This window comes from Bacteroides sp. ZJ-18 (assembly GCF_011038705.2).
GTDB classification, from domain to species: Bacteria; Bacteroidota; Bacteroidia; order Bacteroidales; family Bacteroidaceae; genus Bacteroides; species Bacteroides hominis.
The window spans coordinates 1,688,469-1,710,426 of sequence record NZ_CP072198.1 but is presented as its reverse complement, the minus strand read 5'-3'; the positions used below and the strand labels follow the sequence as shown (position 1 = coordinate 1,710,426).

At 47.8% G+C, this 21,958-nt stretch carries 12 protein-coding genes; 1 reads left to right on the top strand and 11 read right to left on the bottom strand.

Going from position 1 to position 21,958, the window contains the following annotated elements; translation table 11 throughout:
• Positions 1-158: 158 nt before the first annotated feature.
• The 6 genes from G7Y45_RS06845 to G7Y45_RS06820 form a co-directional block, all read right to left on the bottom strand.
• Complete coding sequence (locus G7Y45_RS06845; protein WP_005810494.1) at positions 159-1,739, bottom strand: hypothetical protein; 1,581 nt, start codon at positions 1,737-1,739, stop codon at positions 159-161.
• Positions 1,740-1,742: 3 nt separating this feature from the next.
• Positions 1,743-2,777 carry an HlyD family secretion protein gene (locus tag G7Y45_RS06840; RefSeq protein WP_005810496.1) on the bottom strand — a complete coding sequence of 345 codons (1,035 nt, stop codon included), beginning with the start codon at positions 2,775-2,777 and terminating at the stop codon, positions 1,743-1,745.
• Positions 2,778-2,788: 11 nt separating this feature from the next.
• A complete protein-coding gene (locus G7Y45_RS06835) occupies positions 2,789-4,108 on the bottom strand; it encodes a TolC family protein (RefSeq protein WP_165017441.1) in 1,320 nt (439 codons plus the stop codon).
• Between the two features lie 329 nt (positions 4,109-4,437).
• Positions 4,438-6,399, bottom strand: coding sequence for a family 20 glycosylhydrolase (locus G7Y45_RS06830; RefSeq protein ID WP_005810500.1), 1,962 nt, complete (start codon positions 6,397-6,399; stop codon positions 4,438-4,440).
• 277 nt (positions 6,400-6,676) lie between these two features.
• A complete protein-coding gene (locus tag G7Y45_RS06825) occupies positions 6,677-7,846 on the bottom strand; it encodes a HAMP domain-containing sensor histidine kinase (protein WP_005810502.1) in 1,170 nt (389 codons plus the stop codon).
• Between the two features lie 11 nt (positions 7,847-7,857).
• Positions 7,858-8,733, bottom strand: coding sequence for an AraC family transcriptional regulator (locus G7Y45_RS06820; RefSeq protein WP_005810504.1), 876 nt, complete (start codon positions 8,731-8,733; stop codon positions 7,858-7,860).
• Between the two features lie 284 nt (positions 8,734-9,017).
• On the opposite strand from G7Y45_RS06820, the gene aroA reads away from it, so the two are divergent.
• Positions 9,018-10,268, top strand: a complete 1,251-nt coding sequence (aroA, locus tag G7Y45_RS06815) for a 3-phosphoshikimate 1-carboxyvinyltransferase (RefSeq protein ID WP_005818307.1) — start codon at positions 9,018-9,020, stop codon at positions 10,266-10,268.
• 249 nt (positions 10,269-10,517) lie between these two features.
• Here the strand turns inward: aroA and G7Y45_RS06810 are convergent, their stop codons facing one another.
• Genes G7Y45_RS06810 through G7Y45_RS06790 form a run of 5 tightly spaced genes read right to left on the bottom strand, consistent with a single transcriptional unit; the run spans position 10,518 to position 21,525 of the window.
• Positions 10,518-14,171 (bottom strand): glycoside hydrolase family 2 TIM barrel-domain containing protein, encoded by a 3,654-nt coding sequence (locus G7Y45_RS06810; protein ID WP_165017438.1) that lies wholly within the window; start codon positions 14,169-14,171, stop codon positions 10,518-10,520.
• 18 nt (positions 14,172-14,189) lie between these two features.
• Positions 14,190-15,641 carry an alpha-L-fucosidase gene (locus G7Y45_RS06805; RefSeq protein ID WP_165017435.1) on the bottom strand — a complete coding sequence of 484 codons (1,452 nt, stop codon included), beginning with the start codon at positions 15,639-15,641 and terminating at the stop codon, positions 14,190-14,192.
• Positions 15,642-15,668: 27 nt separating this feature from the next.
• Positions 15,669-16,622, bottom strand: a complete 954-nt coding sequence (locus G7Y45_RS06800) for a discoidin domain-containing protein (RefSeq protein ID WP_022011418.1) — start codon at positions 16,620-16,622, stop codon at positions 15,669-15,671.
• A 21-nt stretch (positions 16,623-16,643) separates the two neighbouring features.
• Positions 16,644-18,326: a RagB/SusD family nutrient uptake outer membrane protein gene (locus G7Y45_RS06795; RefSeq protein WP_005775431.1), complete on the bottom strand. Its 1,683-nt coding sequence runs from the start codon at positions 18,324-18,326 to the stop codon at positions 16,644-16,646.
• Positions 18,327-18,339: 13 nt separating this feature from the next.
• Positions 18,340-21,525, bottom strand: a complete 3,186-nt coding sequence (locus G7Y45_RS06790) for a TonB-dependent receptor (protein WP_005775430.1) — start codon at positions 21,523-21,525, stop codon at positions 18,340-18,342.
• Positions 21,526-21,958: the final 433 nt, after the last annotated feature.

Genomic DNA, 21,958 nt, shown 5'->3' with positions numbered 1-21,958 from the left:
ATAGGATACTGAATCAGATAACTAATAATCAGAGACATACGTTCCTCTGAATCAGATCAGATTTTTAATGTAGAAACAAATAATAGTGAGCCCCTGTCCAGTATATTCCGGACAGGGGCTCAACTCTGAATATATAAAGATAAAAAGTATAAATGCCCCTATCGTTTAACAGCCCTCAATTCGTGCTTGATATAACGACGTATCACCCGGTATCTGGGATGCAAGGCATGGAGCGGACGAACAGAATTATGACTGATCCAAAACAGCATCAGGCAAAACAGACTGATCAACGTAAGCCATCCGTACAGCTCTTTCATGGAAACCATCAGGGCCTGTTGTTGTAAGATCCCGGATAGTTGCCCTAAAGGGATGTGGCTTGCCTGTGGATGAACTGCATCCAGTGCACTGCCCAGCAACATCGTATTCTTCTTCATCACCACACTCAAGGCTCGCTCGAGAACGGCCGCACCGAGTGCTCCACCAAAACTGGCACTGACAAACGCCTGGACAGACACCGCTTCAAAAAAGTTCTGAAACGGCACACGTGAAAGTGCTGTAATAAAACAAATGGCAATGATCACATATCCGAAACTACGCAAAAAAAGAGGAAGCATCAAAACCTCCTTGGACAAGCCGTAGTCGATAGTAAAATAAAACATCATCAAATAACCGGTGATAGCAAGAAATGCAATGACGGTCATCGTCCGATAACACCATTTACGGCGGGAAAAGGTATAAAACGTAAAAACACTGCCTACAACCGTTCCCAATAATAACATCCAATTGAGCGAAATCACATTCAAAGAATCATAACCAAGCACAGCTTCCATATAGATATGTTCAAACAAATGCGAAGGTGCCAATAAGATATCGACGACAATGTAAAGCAGAAATGTGAGATAAACCGCTTTAAACCGCCAGGTAGCCAACGCAATGAACGGGTGACGAATGAAAGAAGCCCGCCACAGGTTCAATAACAGGACTGTTATTCCTCCCACGGTTGCCACCCGAATGTAGACTGACTCATACCAATCGTAATGTTCGCCATACACACAGACAAAGATTATGCATAAAATCACAATCCCCCACATCAAAGCGCCCAGCCAGTCAATGCCGAAGAGTGGTAACTTTGGCATCGAACGGTAATTGCGGAACAGAATCATAGTCGCTATCATCACAAGCAGCAATAAAGCAATAATCAACCAATGCATATATTCCCATTTAATCCAGAAAGCAGTATAAACGGTTATCAGTCCTGACAGTTGAAGACAGCCCTGCACCAACAGATAGATATAACAGAAGAAGACAGAAAGATCTCTCTGAGGGGTAAGCCAAAGCTGGATGGTAGAGTTACATTCAAAGGTAGCCCACATCCTGAAAATTCCACCAAAGAAACAAACCGTCACCAATAACGGCACACTGCGGGTATACATACATATCAGATTACACAAAATAATGGCAATACCACATGTCAGGAAAGTGGTTTTCGAAGGAAAACGGAACTTCAGACGGAACATAATGGCAAACGTCAGCGACATCCCTACCAGAGAAGCATAACCCGCCATCATAATATCTTCCTGCATCAATGCCGTCGAGCCGACCATCTCACTGACTGCGGCCAGATAGACACCTCCGGAGAACTGGAAGATGATAACAAAGAGGATTACAATCCACGGCCTCAGCTTCTCCGGTACAAAATCACGCATTGCCGGAATGGCAAAAGGAGTTATTTCATGCATACTTTAATAGTTTACCACACATTCCACATTCATTCCGGCACGCAGACGCTTCATGTCTTCGGGTTTGTTTCCGTCCGAAAACTCGATACGTACGGGAATACGCTGCTCTACCTTCACAAAATTGCCTGCAGAATTATCCTGCGGAAGAAGAGAGAAACTTGCCCCCGTTGCCTGCGAAACAGATTTTACCACCCCTTTAAACACTACTCCGGGAATAGCATCTACTTCAATATCGACCGGATAACCTTCACCAATATGGGTTGTTTGGGTTTCCTTATAATTAGCAACCACCCATTTATCGTTTTCGTCTACCAGATTGACCAATGTTTGTCCGGGCTGTACCAATACACCTTCCTGGATCTCTTTTCGTCCGGTAGTTCCGTCGCAAGGAGCCGTAATCACTGTATACGAAAGGTTTAACCTGGCTATTTCCAGAGCTGCTTCTGCCAGTTTTATACCGGCTTCGGTCTGCTCCAAGCGTTCCGTCTGCTCCTGCTTGACGAGTGCTGTCGACTTTTTCTGACGAAGTAACAGTTCGTAACGTGCTTTCGATGCTTCAAAATTTGTTTTCACCGCATCGTATTGCTGACGGGTAACGGCATCCCGTTCCAACAAGTTCTGATAACGTTTATATTCGCGTCCGGCATTATCCATACGTATTTTAGCCTCCTGAATGCTGGCATCGGATACGGAAATATTGTTCTGAATGGTATGGATGGACGAAGTCATCACGGTCTTACCCGATAAGGCATTCTGATAATCAGCCTCTGCCTGTGCCAGTCTGAAACGGAACTCGGCATCTTCTATCAAGGCCAGTGTATCACCTTTATGCACCGTCTGATACTCCGTAAAATAGATTTTCCTGATGAAACCCTGTACCCGGCAGTTGACGGGTACGATGTGTTGACGCACCTGCGCATTGTCCGTAAACTCCACATTTCCCCAATGGATAAAACGGGAGCAGACCCAACCGAGGGCCAGAAGCAACACGATAATAACAGAGATATTAAACGCCAGTTTTTTAGTTTTCTTATTCATAACGATTGATTTTAGATAGTTCCGGAGATATACAGAAGTTTATAATAATTAAATACAATATTGATCTGTGCATTTACCAGTTGCACCTCGGCAGCAAGTTTTGAGTTACTGGCATCCAGCATATCGGTGATCAGTGCCATATCATTTTTATAGCGGTCACGGATAACGGCATAGTTCAGATTGGCGAGTTCCACACTTTTCCGCTGGGTATTCAGTTCCACATAAGTTTCCAGATATTTCACCTGTCCTGCATTGACGGCCAGTTCGGTTTGCTCTTTGGCATCTTCATACTGCTCTGTACTCCGCCGGATGGCAAACTTATCCCTGGCAACGGCCTTGTCAGCCTTAAACAGAGAAGAGAAATTATACTTCAACCCCACTCCTACATACCAATAGTTAAGGTTCTTATTGATGGGAGGAACTTCGATGGTAATAGGTCCATCCAGTTTGCTACCGGCAAACAGAGCCACCTTCGGGATCCGCTCCGATCGGGTAATCTTCTGCTGATGTCTGCTCATTTGGACTGCAAGCGACATCTGTTTCAATACGGGAGAGTTCGCGTAAGCGGCAGTAGTCCAGTTCTCTTTAGCTTCAACAGGCAGAGCTTTCGAAAGCATGGTAGTGTCCGGCTGTATACTGACATTTTCCGGCAGCCCCAGGCTGGTGGTCAAATTGTTATTCAGGATGGAGATTGTATTTTCAATCTGTGTACGGGTCAATTCCAGATTGGCCAACAACAACTCGTATCGGGTGATGTCGTTTTTCAGAACGACTCCTTCAGCCTCCTTCGCGTGGAGTTCCCCGATAACCTGTTTAGTCTGTTCAATATTCTTCTCATATACCTGTAACATGTTCTGTTGTTTGAACAGGTCCAGATAATACCCAATCAGCAGAAAGCGCACCTTATCGCGGCTTGTATCCAGATTCAGACGGGCCATCTCTTCCTGCAAACGGGCAATGGCAATACTATTCGTGATGGCTCCTCCCGCATATACCACTTGCGTGGCTTCTATTGCAAAATTATTGCCATAATGCGGCATTGACGCATTGGACCCATTCGAAAAATTACGGTCTGTCAGCAATGCATCTCCCAGATAGCTGAATGACAAAGAGGCCTCAATCTCGGGCAGACGGGCATTTTTAGCAACCCTCACGCCTTCGTGTGCTTCACTGATACCGGTTGCGCACGGACGCAACGATTTACTGTTCTGGTCGGCAAGCGAAAACATCTCTTCAATGGACATGGTTTGTCGTGCCGCTTCCTGAGCATACACGCTCAAGGGACATAATGACGCATAGAGCATCATTATGAACAAAGTGAATTTGTTCATACGTTGTTACTTATGAATTTTAAGAAATAATAAAATGTAAAGAGGAAAAATCAGGTAAAGGGACTTACCTAATCCGAATTTTCTCTTCCCCACTGATGGAAGAGTGCAAGTTTGGTTAGTATACCTTGAAAGGACTCAAAACGGGGCTTTCTGTGTTTCTGTTTCATTCGTCTCGTGGAACTTTATGCTCCATCCGGGGGACAAAGTTACAAAAAAACAAGATTCAGGTGGCAACGGAAGAGGTTATTTTTTTCATACAGCCTCTCCGAAAACCAAGAGAGGGAGCCAGGCACGCAGCCAAACTCCCTCTCTTTATTCAGATTAATGTCTTATTTCTTATAGACTTTCAGATTCGTAATCTTGCTATCAAACTTCCCGGCTTTCTCTAATGGGAAAACCAAAGTACGGACATAATTCATAGAATCCTTTCCGGCATTATAGTAAAGTTTCTGAGTATTCATTTCCTCTACCACCTGACCGTTGATAAGTAAACGGGTCGACTTATTATCACCACTGATACCGATGGTTGCTTTCTCACCTTTGTGGATACGGTGACTAAATGTATTCAAATAACCGTCGCGGGCAAAACCTAACATACCACGAATCGGATCGGAGAGATAGAATACGGCATCGGGCGAACGGAACAGTTCTGTACCCTTTGCTTCGTCGGCTCCGTCAATATCGAATGTCACCAGATAGTCGTATCCGATTTCGCGATGGGGTGTCTTGCTGCCCGGGGCAACAGAGGCCTGCTCGTATACCAACCCCGGTGCTGTACCGATACGCCCGAGTTGGTTCACACCCGGAGCCTCACTGATGGCATTACGTTGTTTGTCGAAGTCGGCATAAGGAACAGACGTATCTTTTCCTGTCCACATCTTCACAGCCAAAGTCTGCAAAGCCGGATAAACGCGGTGGTGAATATCTTTTGTCGAGATACCGTTGCCTACATGGTCGTTCCATACGGCAAACATACCACCCAGGACAGAAGGATCTTTCTCCGGGAAAACTGCTTTGCCGATGTGTACAGGAGTCCAGTTCTCATACAGATACTTCGTGTTCAGGTAGTCATAATAGTATCCGGCAGCCGGAACGATGTATACCAGCCCATCAGGAATACTGATCAGCTTATATCCCTGTTCGATCATATCTTTCGGATTGGCATAGCCATTGTACCAGGCACTCATGATCACATTCTCCGATTTCACCGGTGTATCACCTTTGGCATGTGTCAGCGCTCCCCATACGCAAGCCTGTTTGCCAAAACTCTCTACATAACGGATATAGTGGTCGGTGAAAGCACGGAACTTCTCTACCACATCTTTCTTTTTATTAGAATATTCGTCAGTACCGATATGCACTTTCTTTCCACGGAATACCGGTTCGTCTCCTTCCAGATACTCCTTAAAGAGACCATCCATAAACTTATAAGTTTCAGGATTGAACAAGTCGAGGTGATCCATGCCATATTCTTTGCTGCCGATCTCCGGTTTATAATGTGTAAAGGCAAGAGTATGTGCCGGAGCATCGATCTCGGGAATGATCTCTACATAAAGATTCTCGGCCAGCTTTTGCAAGTCGATAAATTCACGTTTGGTGTAATATCCGTCTTCGGCAGTCAGTCCGGGATACGTATCCGACTCCAGACGGAACGCAGCATAAGTCTTCGACCAATCATGTTCAAAGTACTGTTTAAAGCCATTATCATTCAGGTGAATCTGCAAAGTATTCATCTTGTAATAAGCCATGATCTTCACATAGTCCTGAAGGAAAGCAAGAGGAATAAACTTACGTCCGCAGTCTATCATGAAGCCACGCACGGCATAGTCGGGAAAATCGCGCAAAGTTCCTTTCGGGAACTGGTGGTTTTCACTTTGTTCCGCGATCTGGAGCAAAGTACGGGTTCCCCAATATACGCCTATGCTTTCGGGAGCAGTCAGCAAGATCCGGTCGGTTACTTTTACCGTATAACCTTCTTTACCCAACTTTTTATCTGCGCGGATGGCAAGGATCACGTCGCCGGCTCCGCCTTTGCCCTGTACCACTTCGGGTTTATAGCCGAACATTGTTTCACAATCATCGGCCAGCATACGGGCTATGCGCAACAGTTCCGGCTGATTGGCGGGACAGACAATCTTTGTAGCTTCGGTAGGCACAAACGCTCCTTCGGCACCTTTCCACTCTTTCAGTTCGGGAATCACAAAAGGTTTGGGATTAACAACTGCACTGATGCCGGGACAAACCAGGCATAGTGCCACAAGAATCATAAAGAATCGGTTAACAAGTTTCATATCGTGTCGTTATAAAAGGGTTAATTCAACCGGACATCCGATTGCGGAACCAAAAGTAATGTAAATCTATCGATTGTACAACATTCTGTTCAAAATAAAAGAAAGTTGGCACCCCGGCAGACAAAATTACATATCCGCTGAAGTGCCAACGCGGGGTCTTTGTTTCCGCTGAAACGGTGACCTCATCACAAACAAAACAAACATCAAGCTGATGGCAAACACCAACTTGCTACAGAAGTCCTTTTCAGGGAACCTCACGGCCTCTCATCCGTAGATCTTAAATAAGTTTACCGGACAAATCGGGGAGAGTAAACCAGAAAGTCGATCCTTCTCCTACCTTTGAATCTACCCCAATTGTTCCGTGCAATCGGTCGACAATGATTTTGCAAAGGGGCAATCCGAGTCCCAGCCCCTGCACAAAGTCGTCAAGTTTCACAAAACGTTCAAATATAAGTTCCTTTTTCTCTTCGGGAATACCACATCCGGTATCCGTCACGTAAAACCAGATCCGGCCTTCCTCTTTCTTCCGATAACCTAAACGGACCGTTCCTTTCAACGTGAACTTTATGGCGTTACACAGCAAATGCTCCAATATCTGTATCAACCGGCCCCGGTCTGTGTAAATATGCGCCCCAAGTTGCTCTCCGTCCCAAGCCAGGACGAGGCTACGTGATTCCGCCTTGGGCCTGTATATCTGTTCAATCTCCTCCATCAACGGGTCAAGGAGAACATCCGAACCGGCCATATCCATCACACCCGACTCAATGTTAGAGAGGTCGATCACATCGTTCATCAGCCGCAAAAGATGTTCCGTATTGCTTTGTATCAAGCCGATATATTCCTGCTGCTCCTTCTCATCGTCCACAATGGAAAGAAGGGATGCAAAACCGACAATCGCATTCAAGGGGGTACGTATCTCGTGGTTCATGTTGGCAATCAATGCCGACTTCAGCCGGTTTGCTTCTTCCGCCCTTTCCTTGGCGGCTGTCAGCTCTTCTTCCAAGGCCTTCCGTTTGGAAATCGACATCAGCGAACCTTCTACCGTCAACAACTTGCCATTCCCGTCGTACTTACCGGGGATGGCATGCATCTCCAACCACTCCAACACCAGTCCTTCTTTCTTTTTGGCCCAGAAACGAAGTTCGATAACTACTTTCTTGACTTTGCCATTCAGCAATTCGCGACAGGCCCTGACCACACGGAAGCGATCTTCCTTGTATATGCCCTCGTAAACACGCGTAATAGAAACCGGGAACAAGTCATTATGAATAATCTCCCACCCTTCGGGATCGTCCGACGGACGGGCATCAAACCAGACCATACGTTCCGCCAGTTCCCATTTCCATGGGAAAACCTCTGCAACCCCAAGTGTCATCAGCAGCTTGCGGTTCACTTCATTCAGCATCTGCTGAGTCCGCAACAGTTCGGTTTGTTCTTTTTGTTTCATTTATGCGTTATTTATTGATACATACGATATTCTGTGAGTGTCATCCCGGTATGCTTCCTGAAAAAACGTCCCAATGACGACTGATTCGCAAAATTTGTCTTGATGGATATCTCCTGTATATTCATGGTAGAGTTCTTCAACATGGCTTTGATCTCTAAAATGGTATACTCTACAATCCAGTCTTTCGCCGTCTTTCCGCTTGCTTCTTTTATCACCATCGACAGATATTTGGAGGTGATACACAATTTGTCGGCATAAAAGGCGACATCTTTATGTTCTCTGTAATGCTGCATTATCAAACAAAAAAAATCATGCGCCAACTTGCTCTTACCCAAGTCCGACTCTCCCTTTGCCAGATGAGATTTGCCATAATAATCATTGTAGATATCCAGATAAAAAATCCTTAATAATAGAAGCACGGACTCTCTCCTGAAAAAGTGGGTAGGATCTTTGGCCCGTTCTGAAAGCGATTCATAAAAACGCTTGAACCGTCCGGCCTCTTCTCCGGTCAGTTCGTACCAGTAATGGCTCCTCATATAAACATAGAAAAGAGGAGAAAAGCGACTGAACCCACTCAACGTATCATCAAAGAGTGCACGGGAGAGCACGACTATATCACAAAGAAAATCACTGCTCAACTCGGTTATCGAAACCAATTGCCCAGGCAGAATAACTGCCAGCTCGTTCTTCGTAAGAATGTGGATATTGTCAAAGATACAAACCTTGGCGGTCCCTCTCAAACATAAAATAATCATTCCGGCTTCAGTGTAGGAAGGAGCAGAAGTCACACGAATGTGCTTCATATTCTCACAAACCATAAGTTCATCCCCCAATAAAGTCGTGGCATAACTATCTGTTATCAATTTCTCACTATCCCTGTTTGGCATCAGAATTCTTTCATTGTTGATACAAAAGTAAAATAACTATGCTAACCCCGTTACCGCACAAGACTTTTGGTATCATAATACAGAAATATGGGGGCTCTTCTTGACATTTTTTTATAAACAAAATGTCTATAAGCCTATAAACAACCTATTCCGCATCTGTTTGTTCGCCCTGTTAATGTATATTGGATTCCGTTCATATCTTTAATATTTTAAGAAAGGGATAGGGACGGAAAAGAATAGATTTCCTATTTTTGCAACCAAATATAACTATAGCAACAAAGATCATGCGTTATCTACTCTCAGCGCCTTCGCACATAAAGGCCACCATCCAGCTTCCGGCGTCAAAAAGTATCAGCAACCGTGCGCTTATCATCCATGCACTGTCGAAGGGCAATGACGTGCTTTCGAACTTGTCCGACTGTGACGACACGAAGGTCATGGTCAAGGCTCTGACAGAGGGCGGGGAAGTAATCGACATCCTTGCCGCCGGAACGGCCATGCGCTTCCTGACAGCCTATCTGAGCAGTACGCCGGGCACTCACATCATCACCGGGACGGAACGGATGCAGCAGCGTCCCATACAGATATTGGTGAACGCCTTACGGGAACTGGGAGCCAATATCGAATATACCCGCAACGAGGGTTTCCCGCCCCTGCGGATTGAAGGGGCACCGCTGGCCGGCAACGAAATTACACTGAAGGGCAACGTGAGTTCACAATACATTTCGGCCTTGCTGATGATCGGGCCGATCCTGAAAAACGGTTTGCAGCTCCGGCTGACGGGTGAGGTCGTCTCGCGCCCGTATATCAACCTGACCCTGCAACTGATGAAGGACTTCGGTGCATCGGCCCGGTGGACGTCGGACCAAAGCATCTCGGTCGAGCCACAGCCTTACCGCTGCGTCCCGTTTACTGTAGAGAGCGACTGGAGCGCGGCCTCTTACTGGTATCAGATGGCTGTCTTGTCTTCCGAAACGGATATTGAACTGACCGGACTGTTCCGCCACAGCTATCAGGGGGACAGCCGGGGAGCGGAGGTATTTGCCCGGCTGGGAATAGAAACCGAATATACGGAAGAAGGCATACGGCTGAGGAAAAACGGCAGCTGTGTCAAACGGCTGGATGAAGATTTCGTCGACATCCCGGATCTGGCGCAGACGTTTGTCGTGACTTGTGCATTACTGGATGTCCCTTTCCGGTTCACCGGGCTGCAAAGCCTCAAAATCAAAGAGACAGACCGCATCGAAGCTCTTAAAGCGGAAATGAAGAGACTGGGGTATGTGTTATACGACGAGGACGACAGCATTCTGTACTGGAACGGCGAACGCATAGAGCCGCAGGCATGTCCCGTCATAAAGACGTATGAAGATCACCGCATGGCCATGGCTTTTGCCCCGGCAGCGATTCATTATCCGACAATACAGATCGATGAGCCGCAGGTCGTATCCAAGTCATATCCCGGATATTGGGACGATTTGCGCAAAGCCGGTTTTGTGATCGAGGCACATGCCACAGAAACAAGCAGCAGACAGTAAGGTTTAGATTAGATACAAAAAACAGATCATCCAATCCCGTTTCTCCTACCCTCCGGACGGCAGACACAGAAAGCTGAATACAGAGACGTCTCCAGCCCCATCACAGAACACCTCCCAAGGCCGATTCCGGGAAAAAGCAAACCCTGCCTCCGCAAAGTTCCGACTTCGGGAGGCAGGGTGCAATAACTTTAAGAATAATCAACATCAGGAGCTGCAGAGCGGTTTCCTTTGCAGCCGGACCGATGTTCATCATCTCAACGGCTCCATCCGGAAGGAATAGCTGTAGACCGTATCTTTCCGTATCTCATAATGGGGACGGGGTCCGGGTCCGCAACTGGCGTTGCCCAATCCCCGCTGAATGCAGTCCAGATTGAGAACAACCTCCGCACGGCGAATGTCCGGCAAATCGTGCCCATACTTCACTTGCCACAGATCTTTGTCCGTATAGTGCTGGACACTGAAGTCAACCGTATCCGTTGCGGTGATTTTGAGTCCTTTACCCCGGTCGTCGGTCAGTGACAGCCAACGGGTATCCGTGCGTCCGCCCATTGTCTGCGCACGCGCATAATGTTCCGCCATATCCGTGACAGTCGTTTGGTAACGCCCGACATAGGCGGCATTCTTCCGGTCACGGTAATTCTCCATCGGGCCGCGGCCATACCACTCGACTTGTTCCAACGAGGGGTTGAGGAACATCTGCAAAGCCAGACGGGGAAGGTCAAAGTTACTACCTGTTGTAAAGTCGGCCGCCACATCGACTACACCGTTACTATGAACCTGATATCTGACGGTATAAGGAACGGTTACTTTCCCTACTTTCACTTCTATTTCCGAAAGGATGGATGCCGACTTTCCGTCCTCTGCCATCTTCCAGTCAAAACCACGCAGCGTAATCACCGGCTGAATCCATTCACGAGGATCATTGTTAATAGAACGATACCAGTTCAGTGACGGTCCTTGCTGCCGATGTATCAGGTTCCGCCCGTCATATCGGAGAGCAATCATCATGCCGGTCTTCGAATCAAACGACACTTCGGTTCCCGGAGCACGGAAACGGATATACTGCCGCTCTTCTATGACCTGCAAAGGCTCTAAAGGTTCCGGCATTTCGGATTTGCGTTTCTTCTCCTTCAGCAAGAACTGTTCCGTTGCCACTACATGTCCGGCTTTAGCCCATACGCAGTCACTTTTCAGTTTCACTTCCAGGTTAATGTGATAATCGGCATCTTCTGTCAAGTGGCGGAGGAAAGGGATATGAATCGTGCGGTGCTCGCCCGGCTTGCCGTCAGGCAACCCGAACTCCTCTTCTGCCACAGGCACCCCGTCTTTGAGGATGACATAACGCAGGTTGAAATGACGCATATTCAGAAATGAATAATGATTGCGCAACCCCACATTGTTCTCTCCCACTTCTTCAAAAGTCATATATTGGTATACCTTTTTCACTTCCCATAACTTAGGAGTTACCCTACGGTCGGGTGTCACCAGTCCGTTACAACAAAAGTCATTGTCGTTGGGACGATCACCGAAGCTGCCCCCGAAATAATAACGGTCCGGCGCTTCTCCGGGTTTGTTGATGCCCTGGTCCACCCAGTCCCAGATGCAACCTCCGATCATGCGTTTAGACTGATTGGCAATGTAGTCCCAATATTCTTCCAGGTTACCGACGGCATTTCCCATGGCATGTGCATACTCACATAGAAAGAAAGGTTTATTGCGCGGCTCGTTGTCCTGAGCTATCATACTTTCGATGGATGGATACATCCGTGAGTCCATATCGGCAACGTCATTCATTCCTTCATAATGGATGAACCGTGCGTCAATCTCTTTGGCAGCCTGATAAGCAGCCTCGAAATTGGGTCCGCCACCCGATTCATTCCCCATCGACCAGAAGATAACGGAAGGATGATTCTTATCCCGTTCCACCATACGTACCACCCGATCGACAAAGGCACCTTTCCAACTTTCCCGCTTGGTCAGCATCATGTTGCCATGACATTCCAGATCGGCTTCGTCCATCACGTAAAGTCCATAGTAGTCAAACAGAGCATACATCTTCGGATCATTCGGATAATGACTGGTACGAATGGTGTTCAGGTTGAAACGCTTAAAGAGAAGAATATCCTCTATCATGCTTTCTACAGGCACCGCTTTACCGAAACGGGGATGAATATCGTGACGATTGGCACCCTTGAACAACACCAATGCATCATTGATATACACTTTATTGTCACGTATTTCAATTTTGCGGAAACCATATTGTTGGGTAGTTGCCTCGAGCACCTTGCCGGAAGCATCCAGCAATTCCAGATTCACAGTATACAGATAAGGTGTTTCGGCGCTCCAGAGTTGGGGATCACGAATACTTGCTTTTGCAGGCAGACAGATCTCTTTTCCGGCAGCCAGATTACCGACCGCAGTTGTAAACGTACGCAAAGTTTTGCCATCGGCATCCAGCAGCCCTATGCGTACGGAGGCATTCACAGCAGACTTGCCATAGTTCTTCACGTCTGCTTTGACACATAAGTCGGCCTTGTCGAAACGGTCACTGATGACAGAAGTAAGATGCACGTCGCGCAGGCGAAGTTTCGGAGTCGCCACCAGATAGACATCCCGGTGGATACCGCTCAGGCGGAACATATCCTGGTCCTCCAGATAACTGCCGTCACTCCAACGATACACTTCGACCGCCAATATGTTTTTACCCGGCTTCACATACTGTGTGATGTTGAACTCGGCATCATTGTTGGCACCCTGGCTATACCCGACTTTCTTACCATTGATCCACAGATACATAGCACTGTACACTCCATCGAAGTGGATAAACACTTCTTTATTCTTCCAGTCGGCCGGCAGAGAGAATTCCCTCCGATAGGAACCTACCGCATTAGGCTCTTTCTCTACCGTATATCCTCTCTGTCCCTGTATAAAGGGTGGATTGTTGCGTATCGGATAGGTGATATTGGTATAGATGGGGGTGCCGTATCCCAGCATCTCCCAATTGGAAGGAACCGGAATCTCTTTCCAGGCAGACACGTCATAGCCCGGTTTATAGAAATCCACCGGACGTTCGGAAGGTTGCTTTACCCAATGAAACTTCCAGTCACCATTGAGCAACAGATAACGGGAAGAGTGATTGCGTATCCAAGGACGGGTGTACGAAGGATCGCCCTTCATCTCTTCCGTATCGGCAAAGGGGACAAACGTGGAACGCCCTTCTTCTTTGTTAACGGCAAATATCCGTTCATTCTCCCAGTCATTATCACTCCGGGTTTTAAAAGCCTCAGCCACCACTTTCAGATTCGATTTCACGATTTTCCATTGCTGGCTTATTTTCTGCGCATCTGGTTTGAGCTGGTAAACCGGCTCGGCCACAAGGCCGGCATCCGGGAAGCCCAGATTATAACCACTCGCTACACTGGTGAACAAATAATTCCCATTGGGTAAAGCCGTGATACGCCATTGCTGATTGGGATTTTCTTTATTTGGGTCCCATTGGATAACCGGACACTCCTTGCTCCCATTGCCGCTATTGTCGATTCCCAGTTCAGTGAGCGGACTGACAATGGAATAGCAGCCGTTACCGCAAGGAATCAGATTCCAGACCTGCGACTCTTTATGGGGTTCCTTTTTAGAAATAAATATCTTACCACCTAAATCCAGACTCTCCTGATTGTCCAGGACAAGCCCGTTCTGGGTATGGATCTCGTAGCTTTGCTTCGGATCGAACTCCTGGGCACGAACCATTCCTACTGTCGACCACAGAGCAACGCTTACCAGAAACAGATGTTTAAAATTTAGCATACTATTGATATTAAGAAAAGGCAGGGAAGAAAACCAAGGGCTGTATCCGCCAACAAAACGTATGTCTGCCTGTGTGATACAGCCCAAACCTATATTCAACCCAACTACCTATTGTTTTTACTGAAATAAAGCCGATTGTTTGTACACTCCGAATGTATGGATAGCAGGACAAGCAAATCCGTCGAGGATACGAAGACGTACTTGTCTGGCCTTCACCGGTTCGAAACGCACGATCCATTTATACCCCACCGTCTGCTTATCGGTTGCTTCCGGTATCGGGGTCCAGTTACGGCCATCATTGGAGTACTCCACACTCCAATTCGTCGTGCGGTGTCCTAGTTCGATCACTTCCTGAATCATCAGGCAGTCAAACTCCGTCTGCCGGGGAAGGGTGAAAACGATGTCTGAGGTCTTGGCTCCGTCCCTTCCGGCAAAATAAGTTTCCTTATTGTTGTCCGTCAGGAATTCCGGACGGAATTTACCTCCGCGTCCGTTCGTTGCTTTCACCTTGGCCTTAGCCAGCAGATTGTTCCCGAAGGTTTCGTCCAGCCCCTGCTTCAGCAATGCAGCATGAAGTGAATCGGTGGGGTGAATCAGTCCGCGGCGATCAGGTGGGAAGTTGAGCAACAGCACGCTGTTATGCCCTACAGAGGTACAATAGATGTCCCAAAGCTCTTTGACACTCTTCACACGGCTGTCTTCTTCGGCATGATAAAACCAACTGGGACGAATGGATACATCAGTCTCGGCCGGGATATAAGCGTCGCCGCCTTTTACTCCCTCGTTCAGTCCTTCGTAATTTTTCCACTCATCTTTGATGCAGACAGAGTCGGTAGTCGCCCAGCAAGGATCACCGGCTTTACCCGATTCGTTCCCCATCCAGCGCACATCTGCAAAAGGATACGAGTTCTTGGTTCCGAAAATGACACAGTCCGGCTGCTTCTCGCGCACAATCTTATACCAATGCGTATAGACGGGAGTGGTCAGCTCGTCTGCTCCGGCACCGTCCCACCAGGTTTCCCAGACTTTTCCATAGTCACCCATCAGTTCTTCCAACTGGTGGCCATAATACTGCTTGTACTTCTCCGTAGTATAAAGCGGAGAAAGATGCTCATGCCGGTCGTGCGGTCCCAAATAGATTCCTGCTTTGATGCCATACTCTTCGCAGGCATCTACAAATTCACGTACAACGTCTCCCTTTCCGTTTTTCCAGGCGGAGTTCTTCACACCATAGTCCGTATATTTACTGGGCCAAAGGCAGAAGCCGTCGGCATGTTTGGCAGTGATGATGGCACTGGGAATGCCCGCCGACCGGAGGGTACGCATCCACTGTCCGCAATCGAGAGCCGTAGGGTTGAAGATAGCTGCCGGAGCACGTCCGTCACCTTCGTTTACATACTCCTCAAATGTGTTGATTCCGAAATGGAAGAAAGCGATCATCTCACGGTTGTACCACTCCACCTGGCGTGCGCTGGGGGTTAGTCCGTAAGGTTCCGGAGCCTTCTGTGCCGATACGGGTACCGCCACGGCAGCGATTCCCGCTGCTAAAAATAAATTTCTTAGATTCATGTATTCGTCTGTTTTAGATGTTCGTTATCAAAATAAATTAAGTTCGCTGACCGTCACATGCGGTCCACCGTTCACGGCCGTAATGGTCACCTTCAGATAGCGTCCGTCTACGGCATCGGGCAAGAAGGACCGGAACTCACCCTGTGCCGGGATATCTTTAAACTTGGCGGCGACTGTCCAGGTAGCGTTGTCTTCGCTCACTTCCACGGTCACCTCTTTCGGACCGTCATAGCCCTCTTCGCGTGCCTGGCAGGCAAATCCCTGAATATGGGTGGTTTTCTTCAGATCAATGACAATCCAGTGAGGCGGTTGGGGGTGCTGGTTGCTCCAGTCGGTTCCCCAGAAAGTATTCAGATCGCCATCCAGACAAGCCTCTTTCAGCCCGCTGTGCCCCCAGTCTCCTTCTTTCGGCTCTTCGGACGAAGCGCTCAGGGCTTCCCATCCGGTGCGGTCGAGCAACTCCATATTGCTGGCATCCATCGATCCTCTGAAGATGAAGTAGATGGTCTGGCAACAGTCATCGGCAACAGCTCCCTCTACCGAAGTAATGCTCACGGGCAACAGATACTCTTTGAATGCCTCGATATTACCTTTCGCATGGACTGTGATTACGGCTTCTTCGGACTTCGATGTCCCGGCCTTGACCAGTACTTCTCCGGTCAGGTCATACGCAACTTCAGGCAGCAGTTCATACTCGGTTCCGTTCTTCGTATTGTATTCGTTCACTTTGTCCGGATCGGCTTGCAGGTGCACCACAGCATCATTGGGTAACCCATACTCCGTCAGTTGCGGATAAGTTTCAGGAGTAACGGCAACGTTGAAGGTCTGTACATAAGGCTCGTCTTCAATGTAAAAATTGGCTTTCACGGCAGTTCCCGCGTCCGGAATATAAATGGTCAGGTCACTGTCATTGTCACTGCATCCCACTGTGCAGCAGAATCCGGCAGCCAGAATGGCTGCCTTCAATATATTCTGTTTCATGATTCGTTTCGTTTTAAGTAGTTATTCCCAGCCGGGATTATTGGGTAACAGGTTCGGATTCATCGTTGTCTCGTCGATAGGCAACGGATGAAGATAGAGCTTATCGTCCCATTTACGGGTCGATCTGTCCGGATAAACAATCAGCAGGTTGTCCTCGGTCAGTTCCCGGGAAAAAGAATCGTACTGCTCTTTCAGCTTGTCCGATACTTTCATTCCGAGCATACTCTTGGGTGCTTCCAGCAACTTACCCGCTTTCCAACGTACAATATCATCCCAACGGAAACCCTCGCCGATCAGCTCGACCGCACGTTCGCGGCGGATCTCGTAAAGCAATGGAGAAAGTTCATAGCCATAATCCGGCCAGTTCGGGTCGGTAAAGCCGACATTCACTTTCAGGTGCGGCATCTCTACACGATCTCTGAGTTCGTTGATGGTCAGGTCCAATACATCTTGAGTACATTCACCCAGTTCGGCCTTTGCTTCGGCATAGTTCAGCAGCACTTCGGCATAACGGAAAATAAACACATCCAGTGTAGACTGTCCGATGTTCCACTGTTCCGGATCCGTCGAGTGATACTTCATTACATAATATCCGGTGGTACAATATTTGGTATCTATGACCGGAAGAGCATTAAACTGGCGGGTGCCGTCACTCAGCACCTTGAAAGGAAGCTCCGGATTATCAATAGTCTGGCGCAAACGCGGATCGCGCTGCATCAGTTCGTCCATCGGCATATCTGCCTCTTCGTATTCCGGACTGACAGCAGTGGGCAGACCGTCGGCACACAGGTATTGCTCAAACATGGCACGGCTCAAACCTGTATACGACTCTTCCATCTGGCGGGTATTGTTGTGCATCAACAGCTTGGTAATATAAACCCTCGGCATGATGCACTCACTATTGGAAGATAAATCTTCCTGTACAAACAGGTTATAATAGTCCAGAGTGGGGTTGTCGGTCTTATAAATCGCGTAGCCGCCTTCTTCAATCACTTGTTCCGCAGCCTCGGCAGCTTCACGGTATAACTCTTCATAATCGCCCAACCCATGATATTTGCGGAAAGACGCCTCGTACAGGCAAGCTCTCGATTTGAAAGCCAGCGCGGCATACTTGTGCATGTTACCGATCTTCGTTTCATTGGGTTTGGGAAGGTGTTCGATGGCAAAATCAAGATCTTCCAGGATGTGTGTAAACACGACTTTCCGCGAATCGCGCCCCTTATACAGTTGCTCGGAGTCCATCTGCAATTCTGTTTCATACCAAGGTACATCGCCGAAACGCTTCACTTTGTATACATACTCCCAGGCACGGAAGAAACGAACCACAGCCACCGAACGGTTTATCTGTTCCTCGTCACCTTGCACGCGTTTGTAGCGGTCCATAAAATAGTTGCAGGAACGGATATTTCCCCAGTCTCCGCTTCCCCATCCGCCACCGGAAGTAGGAATCGTTTCAAGGTTGAAAATCCAGGTCTTCGGTTTCTCGTTCACGTAACAGTCCGATTCGTCATCGGCACCGGGGCCTTGCGCTCCCGGCAGGATTCCGTAAAAGCCATTGGCATAAAGTTCGAGGTCCTGCACACTTGTCCAGAATTTAGGGTCGGAGAGAGAATCCTCAGGATACAGGTCCAGCAGGTCAGAGCAAGAGGTGAACATAAAAGTACATGCCACTGACGCCATCAGTAATATCTTATTCTTTTTCATAATTGTTATCGTATTAGAGGGTAATGTTTAATCCGAATGAAACAGACTTGGTCAGCGGATAGGTGCTGAGGCTCACTGTTTCGGGGTCGTATATGTCAAACAAGTGATCGAACGTCAGCAGGTTTTGTCCGCTTACGTAGAAACGTACATGGTCTATCTTCCACTTGCCCAGCAGTGCTTTCGGCAGCGAATATCCCAATGTAATGGACTTCAGGCGCAGATAAGCGGCATTCTGAAGGTAGCGGGTCTGCGTTTCGCGGTTACCGGTCACGTTGTCATAAGTAGAGCGGGGGAAGTAAGCATTGCGGTTATCTTCCGTCCATGAATCGAGTGCATGCTTGAAAGGTACGTGCCACTCGTTGCCGAAGCCCCAGAACTGGTTACCTCCCAACACTACATCCTTTTTACCGATACCCTGGAAGAATACATCAAAGTCAAAATCACGCCATTGCAATCCACCCTTAATACCATAGCTGTAACGCGGTTCACTGTTACCGATTATCCTTTGGTCACCCGGATCATCAAGCGTATTCTTTCCTTTATTTATCTTGCCGTCACCGTTCAGGTCTTTGTACTTCACATCGCCCGGATACCAACCACCGCCGTAGATTTCCGACTGGTCGGCATGGGCATTTACTTCTTCTTGTGACTGGAAAATACCTTCGGTAACCAGCCCCCAGATTTCGCCCCACTTCTTGCCAACATAGTGGGTTGAAAGCAGATTCTGCGGATTGTTGAACTTCGTGATCTCTGCCTGATAATCGGACAGTACGAAGCTTACATCATAAGAAAAATCCTTGTTTACGCGGTCTCTCCATCCCATTGAAAGTTCCCATCCGGTTGTTCTCAGATCGGCCGTATTGGCTTGCGGCGCACCTGTACCCAGCACTGCGGGAAGGGGTGTACCGTTAGTCACCATATCGAGTGTCTTACGCATGTACCAGTCGAAGGTTCCGTAAAGACGGTTGTTCAGCAATGCCCAGTCCACACCTAAGTCTATCTGGCGCACGGTTTCCCATGTCAGGTACGGACTGACGATGCCGCCGGGACTCACACTGGCTATTTTCTTTCCGTCTACCAGATATCCCATCTCGCCATTGGTACCCATTGTGGCTATATAAGGATAGTCGCCGCCAACCGACTGATTACCCAACGAACCATAAGAAGCTCTGAGCTTGAGTTCGTCCACAATCTTCTTGGCCGGTTCGAAGAAAGCTTCGTTCGAGATTCTCCAGGCTGCCGAAACGGACGGGAAGAATACGAACCGCTTGTCTTTAGGGAATTTGGAGGAACCGTCATAACGTCCGTTCAACTCCAAAAGATAACGTTCGGCATAATTGTAGTTGATGCGGGCAAAATATCCCATAGTAGCCCAGGAGTGCTGGCCGCTTCCATTGTACTTCTCTCCGTAAGCCTGTCCCAGACCGGGGAGGTCATTACTGATAAGGTTTTCACGCTCGGCATTGAACCAGCGGTAACTTTTGGTTTCATAATTATATCCCAGCAACAGTTTTATGTTGTGTTTGCCCAAGGACTTGGTGTAGTCGGTATAGGCATTAAACGTCTGATAATAGTTATCGTCGGTGGTAAACTTCACACGGCTCGGAGTGGTATGCGGAAATACGGTTACGATATCCGGATTGGCGGTATGTTCCAATATCTCCTTGCCATGCTGTTTCTTTGAGAGGATATACATGTTATAGGTATAATCCACATTGATGGTCCAGTCTTTCAGGGGAGTGATTTTCAGACCTCCGGTCAGCCAAAGGTCATTCTCTTTGTTCTTACGCTCGCCGGAGATGGACTGAGTGGCTACCATATTGGTCCAACTGCCCTGTCCGGAGAAGTTTCCGTCCGGATGGTAAACCGGCATCATCGGACGAAGGTCGGCACCGTAGAAAGCACTGTTGATCTGTGCCGTCTCGTCACTGTTATTGCTTCCGTAGGGAGCATCCCGGAAAGTATTGTTATAGACGGTTTTTAACCGAACCTGCAACCAATTGGTGATGTCCGAAGTCAGATTCAGGTTGACATTGAAACGGCGGTACTTGTCGTCGTAATGTTTCAGCGTTCCTCCCTGATCGAGGAAGCCTACCGATCCATAATAGGTGGTCTTGCCCGATCCTCCGTTGAGTGACAGCGTGTATTGCTGCATCAAAGTATGATCCTTGATGGTTTCGTCTATCCAGTCGGTGTTACCGCAATACAGATACTTGTTGGGATTGGACGGGTCGATGAATACCGGCAGATTATGCTTCGGGTCGGTATAATAAGCATAGATATGATCCATGTAGTTCTTATCATAATAGTCGCCTCCGCCGGAGTTACGATTGGTCAGATTATGGAAATTGGCAAATGTCCACGAATCCATGTACTCCGGTTTGCGTGTGGGGGAATTGACCGACCAGTTGGACGAGAACGAGATCTTTGCTTTCTCGTCTTTACCCTTCTTTGTCGTAATCAGCACTACGCCATAGGCTGCCTGTGTTCCGTAGATAGAGGCGGAAGCCGCATCTTTCAATACCGAAACACTTTCCACATCGGCCGGGTTAATCATATTGGGATCCATCTGCACACCGTCGACCAACACCAAGGGGCCCGAAGAGTTGATGGAGGTAGTACCACGGACATTGAATCCGTATCCTTTGCCCGGTGCACCGTTATCGGCAGAAATATTCAGGTTACCGATCATACCCTGCAATCCCTGGCTGAGGTTCGTGATAGGACGGCTTTCGAGTGTCTCCGCCGAAACACTGGCTACGGCTCCGGTCAGATTCGCTTTCTTTTGCGTGCCATAACCCACCACCACTACTTCGTCCAGTGTTTTGGTATCTTCTTTGAGGGTGATCTCCAGATGGGTCTTTCCGGTAACGGTTACAACCTGTGTTTCCATCCCGATAAAGGAGATTTCAAACTGTTCACCCTGATCTGCGTCAATCGAGAAGTTACCTTCGATGTCGGTAATAGTTCCCCGACCGGGAGCACCTTTGATCTGCACAGAAGCTCCGGGCAGGGGGAAACCTGTGTCATCGAGAACACGGCCGGTTATTTTCTGTTTCTGTTGTGCTGCCTGCACCACTTCGGCAGGTTCTGCATTGTAGTTTTGAGAAGCAAGGCAAGGTTGAAGTCCCATACCCGAAAGAAGGACAAACATCCCCGAGGCCCTTACGGCTCTTTCTACTAATTTTCGTTTTCTCATAATAATAACAAGTTAAAATTAACATTAGGAATCAAGCAAGGCGTTGCTGACTCTTTTTATTTAAAGACGAAAGCAAATGTATCTCTATGGTCTTAAGAGAGGGATTAAATAAGGGTTAACGAAGCAATTAACCTCGTGTATTTCTTGTTAACCCCGCGCCACAGTGCTCCAGACACAGAATCCTCTAAGTTAAAATATGCACAAAGGTAGCATAAAGAGACACCAAGCTATCAGAAAGACAGTAAAAAGCCTTTTTCACTGACTGTACCCTTTACAGAAAAGGAGCAACCGGAAGAAACATGCAGGCAAAACCGGGCAAATGGAGGTGAAAAGCCGGGCTTTTTCTCCTCGATAGCCTTGATTGGGAGTGAAAAGAGCCGGGCTTTTCCGAAAAAGAAGTAAGCATTTGGTCGAAAAGAAGTAAGCATTCCCG

Coding starts and splice junctions, on each gene's coding strand:
- G7Y45_RS06835 (WP_165017441.1), bottom strand. CDS start 4,108: ATGAACAAATTCACTTTGTTCATAATGATGCTCTATGCGTCATTATGT.
- aroA (WP_005818307.1), top strand. CDS start 9,018: ATGCGTTATCTACTCTCAGCGCCTTCGCACATAAAGGCCACCATCCAG.
- G7Y45_RS06795 (WP_005775431.1), bottom strand. CDS start 18,326: ATGAAAAAGAATAAGATATTACTGATGGCGTCAGTGGCATGTACTTTT.
- G7Y45_RS06805 (WP_165017435.1), bottom strand. CDS start 15,641: ATGAATCTAAGAAATTTATTTTTAGCAGCGGGAATCGCTGCCGTGGCG.
- G7Y45_RS06840 (WP_005810496.1), bottom strand. CDS start 2,777: ATGAATAAGAAAACTAAAAAACTGGCGTTTAATATCTCTGTTATTATC.
- G7Y45_RS06790 (WP_005775430.1), bottom strand. CDS start 21,525: ATGAGAAAACGAAAATTAGTAGAAAGAGCCGTAAGGGCCTCGGGGATG.
- G7Y45_RS06845 (WP_005810494.1), bottom strand. CDS start 1,739: ATGCATGAAATAACTCCTTTTGCCATTCCGGCAATGCGTGATTTTGTA.
- G7Y45_RS06830 (WP_005810500.1), bottom strand. CDS start 6,399: ATGAAACTTGTTAACCGATTCTTTATGATTCTTGTGGCACTATGCCTG.
- G7Y45_RS06820 (WP_005810504.1), bottom strand. CDS start 8,733: ATGCCAAACAGGGATAGTGAGAAATTGATAACAGATAGTTATGCCACG.
- G7Y45_RS06825 (WP_005810502.1), bottom strand. CDS start 7,846: ATGAAACAAAAAGAACAAACCGAACTGTTGCGGACTCAGCAGATGCTG.
- G7Y45_RS06800 (WP_022011418.1), bottom strand. CDS start 16,622: ATGAAACAGAATATATTGAAGGCAGCCATTCTGGCTGCCGGATTCTGC.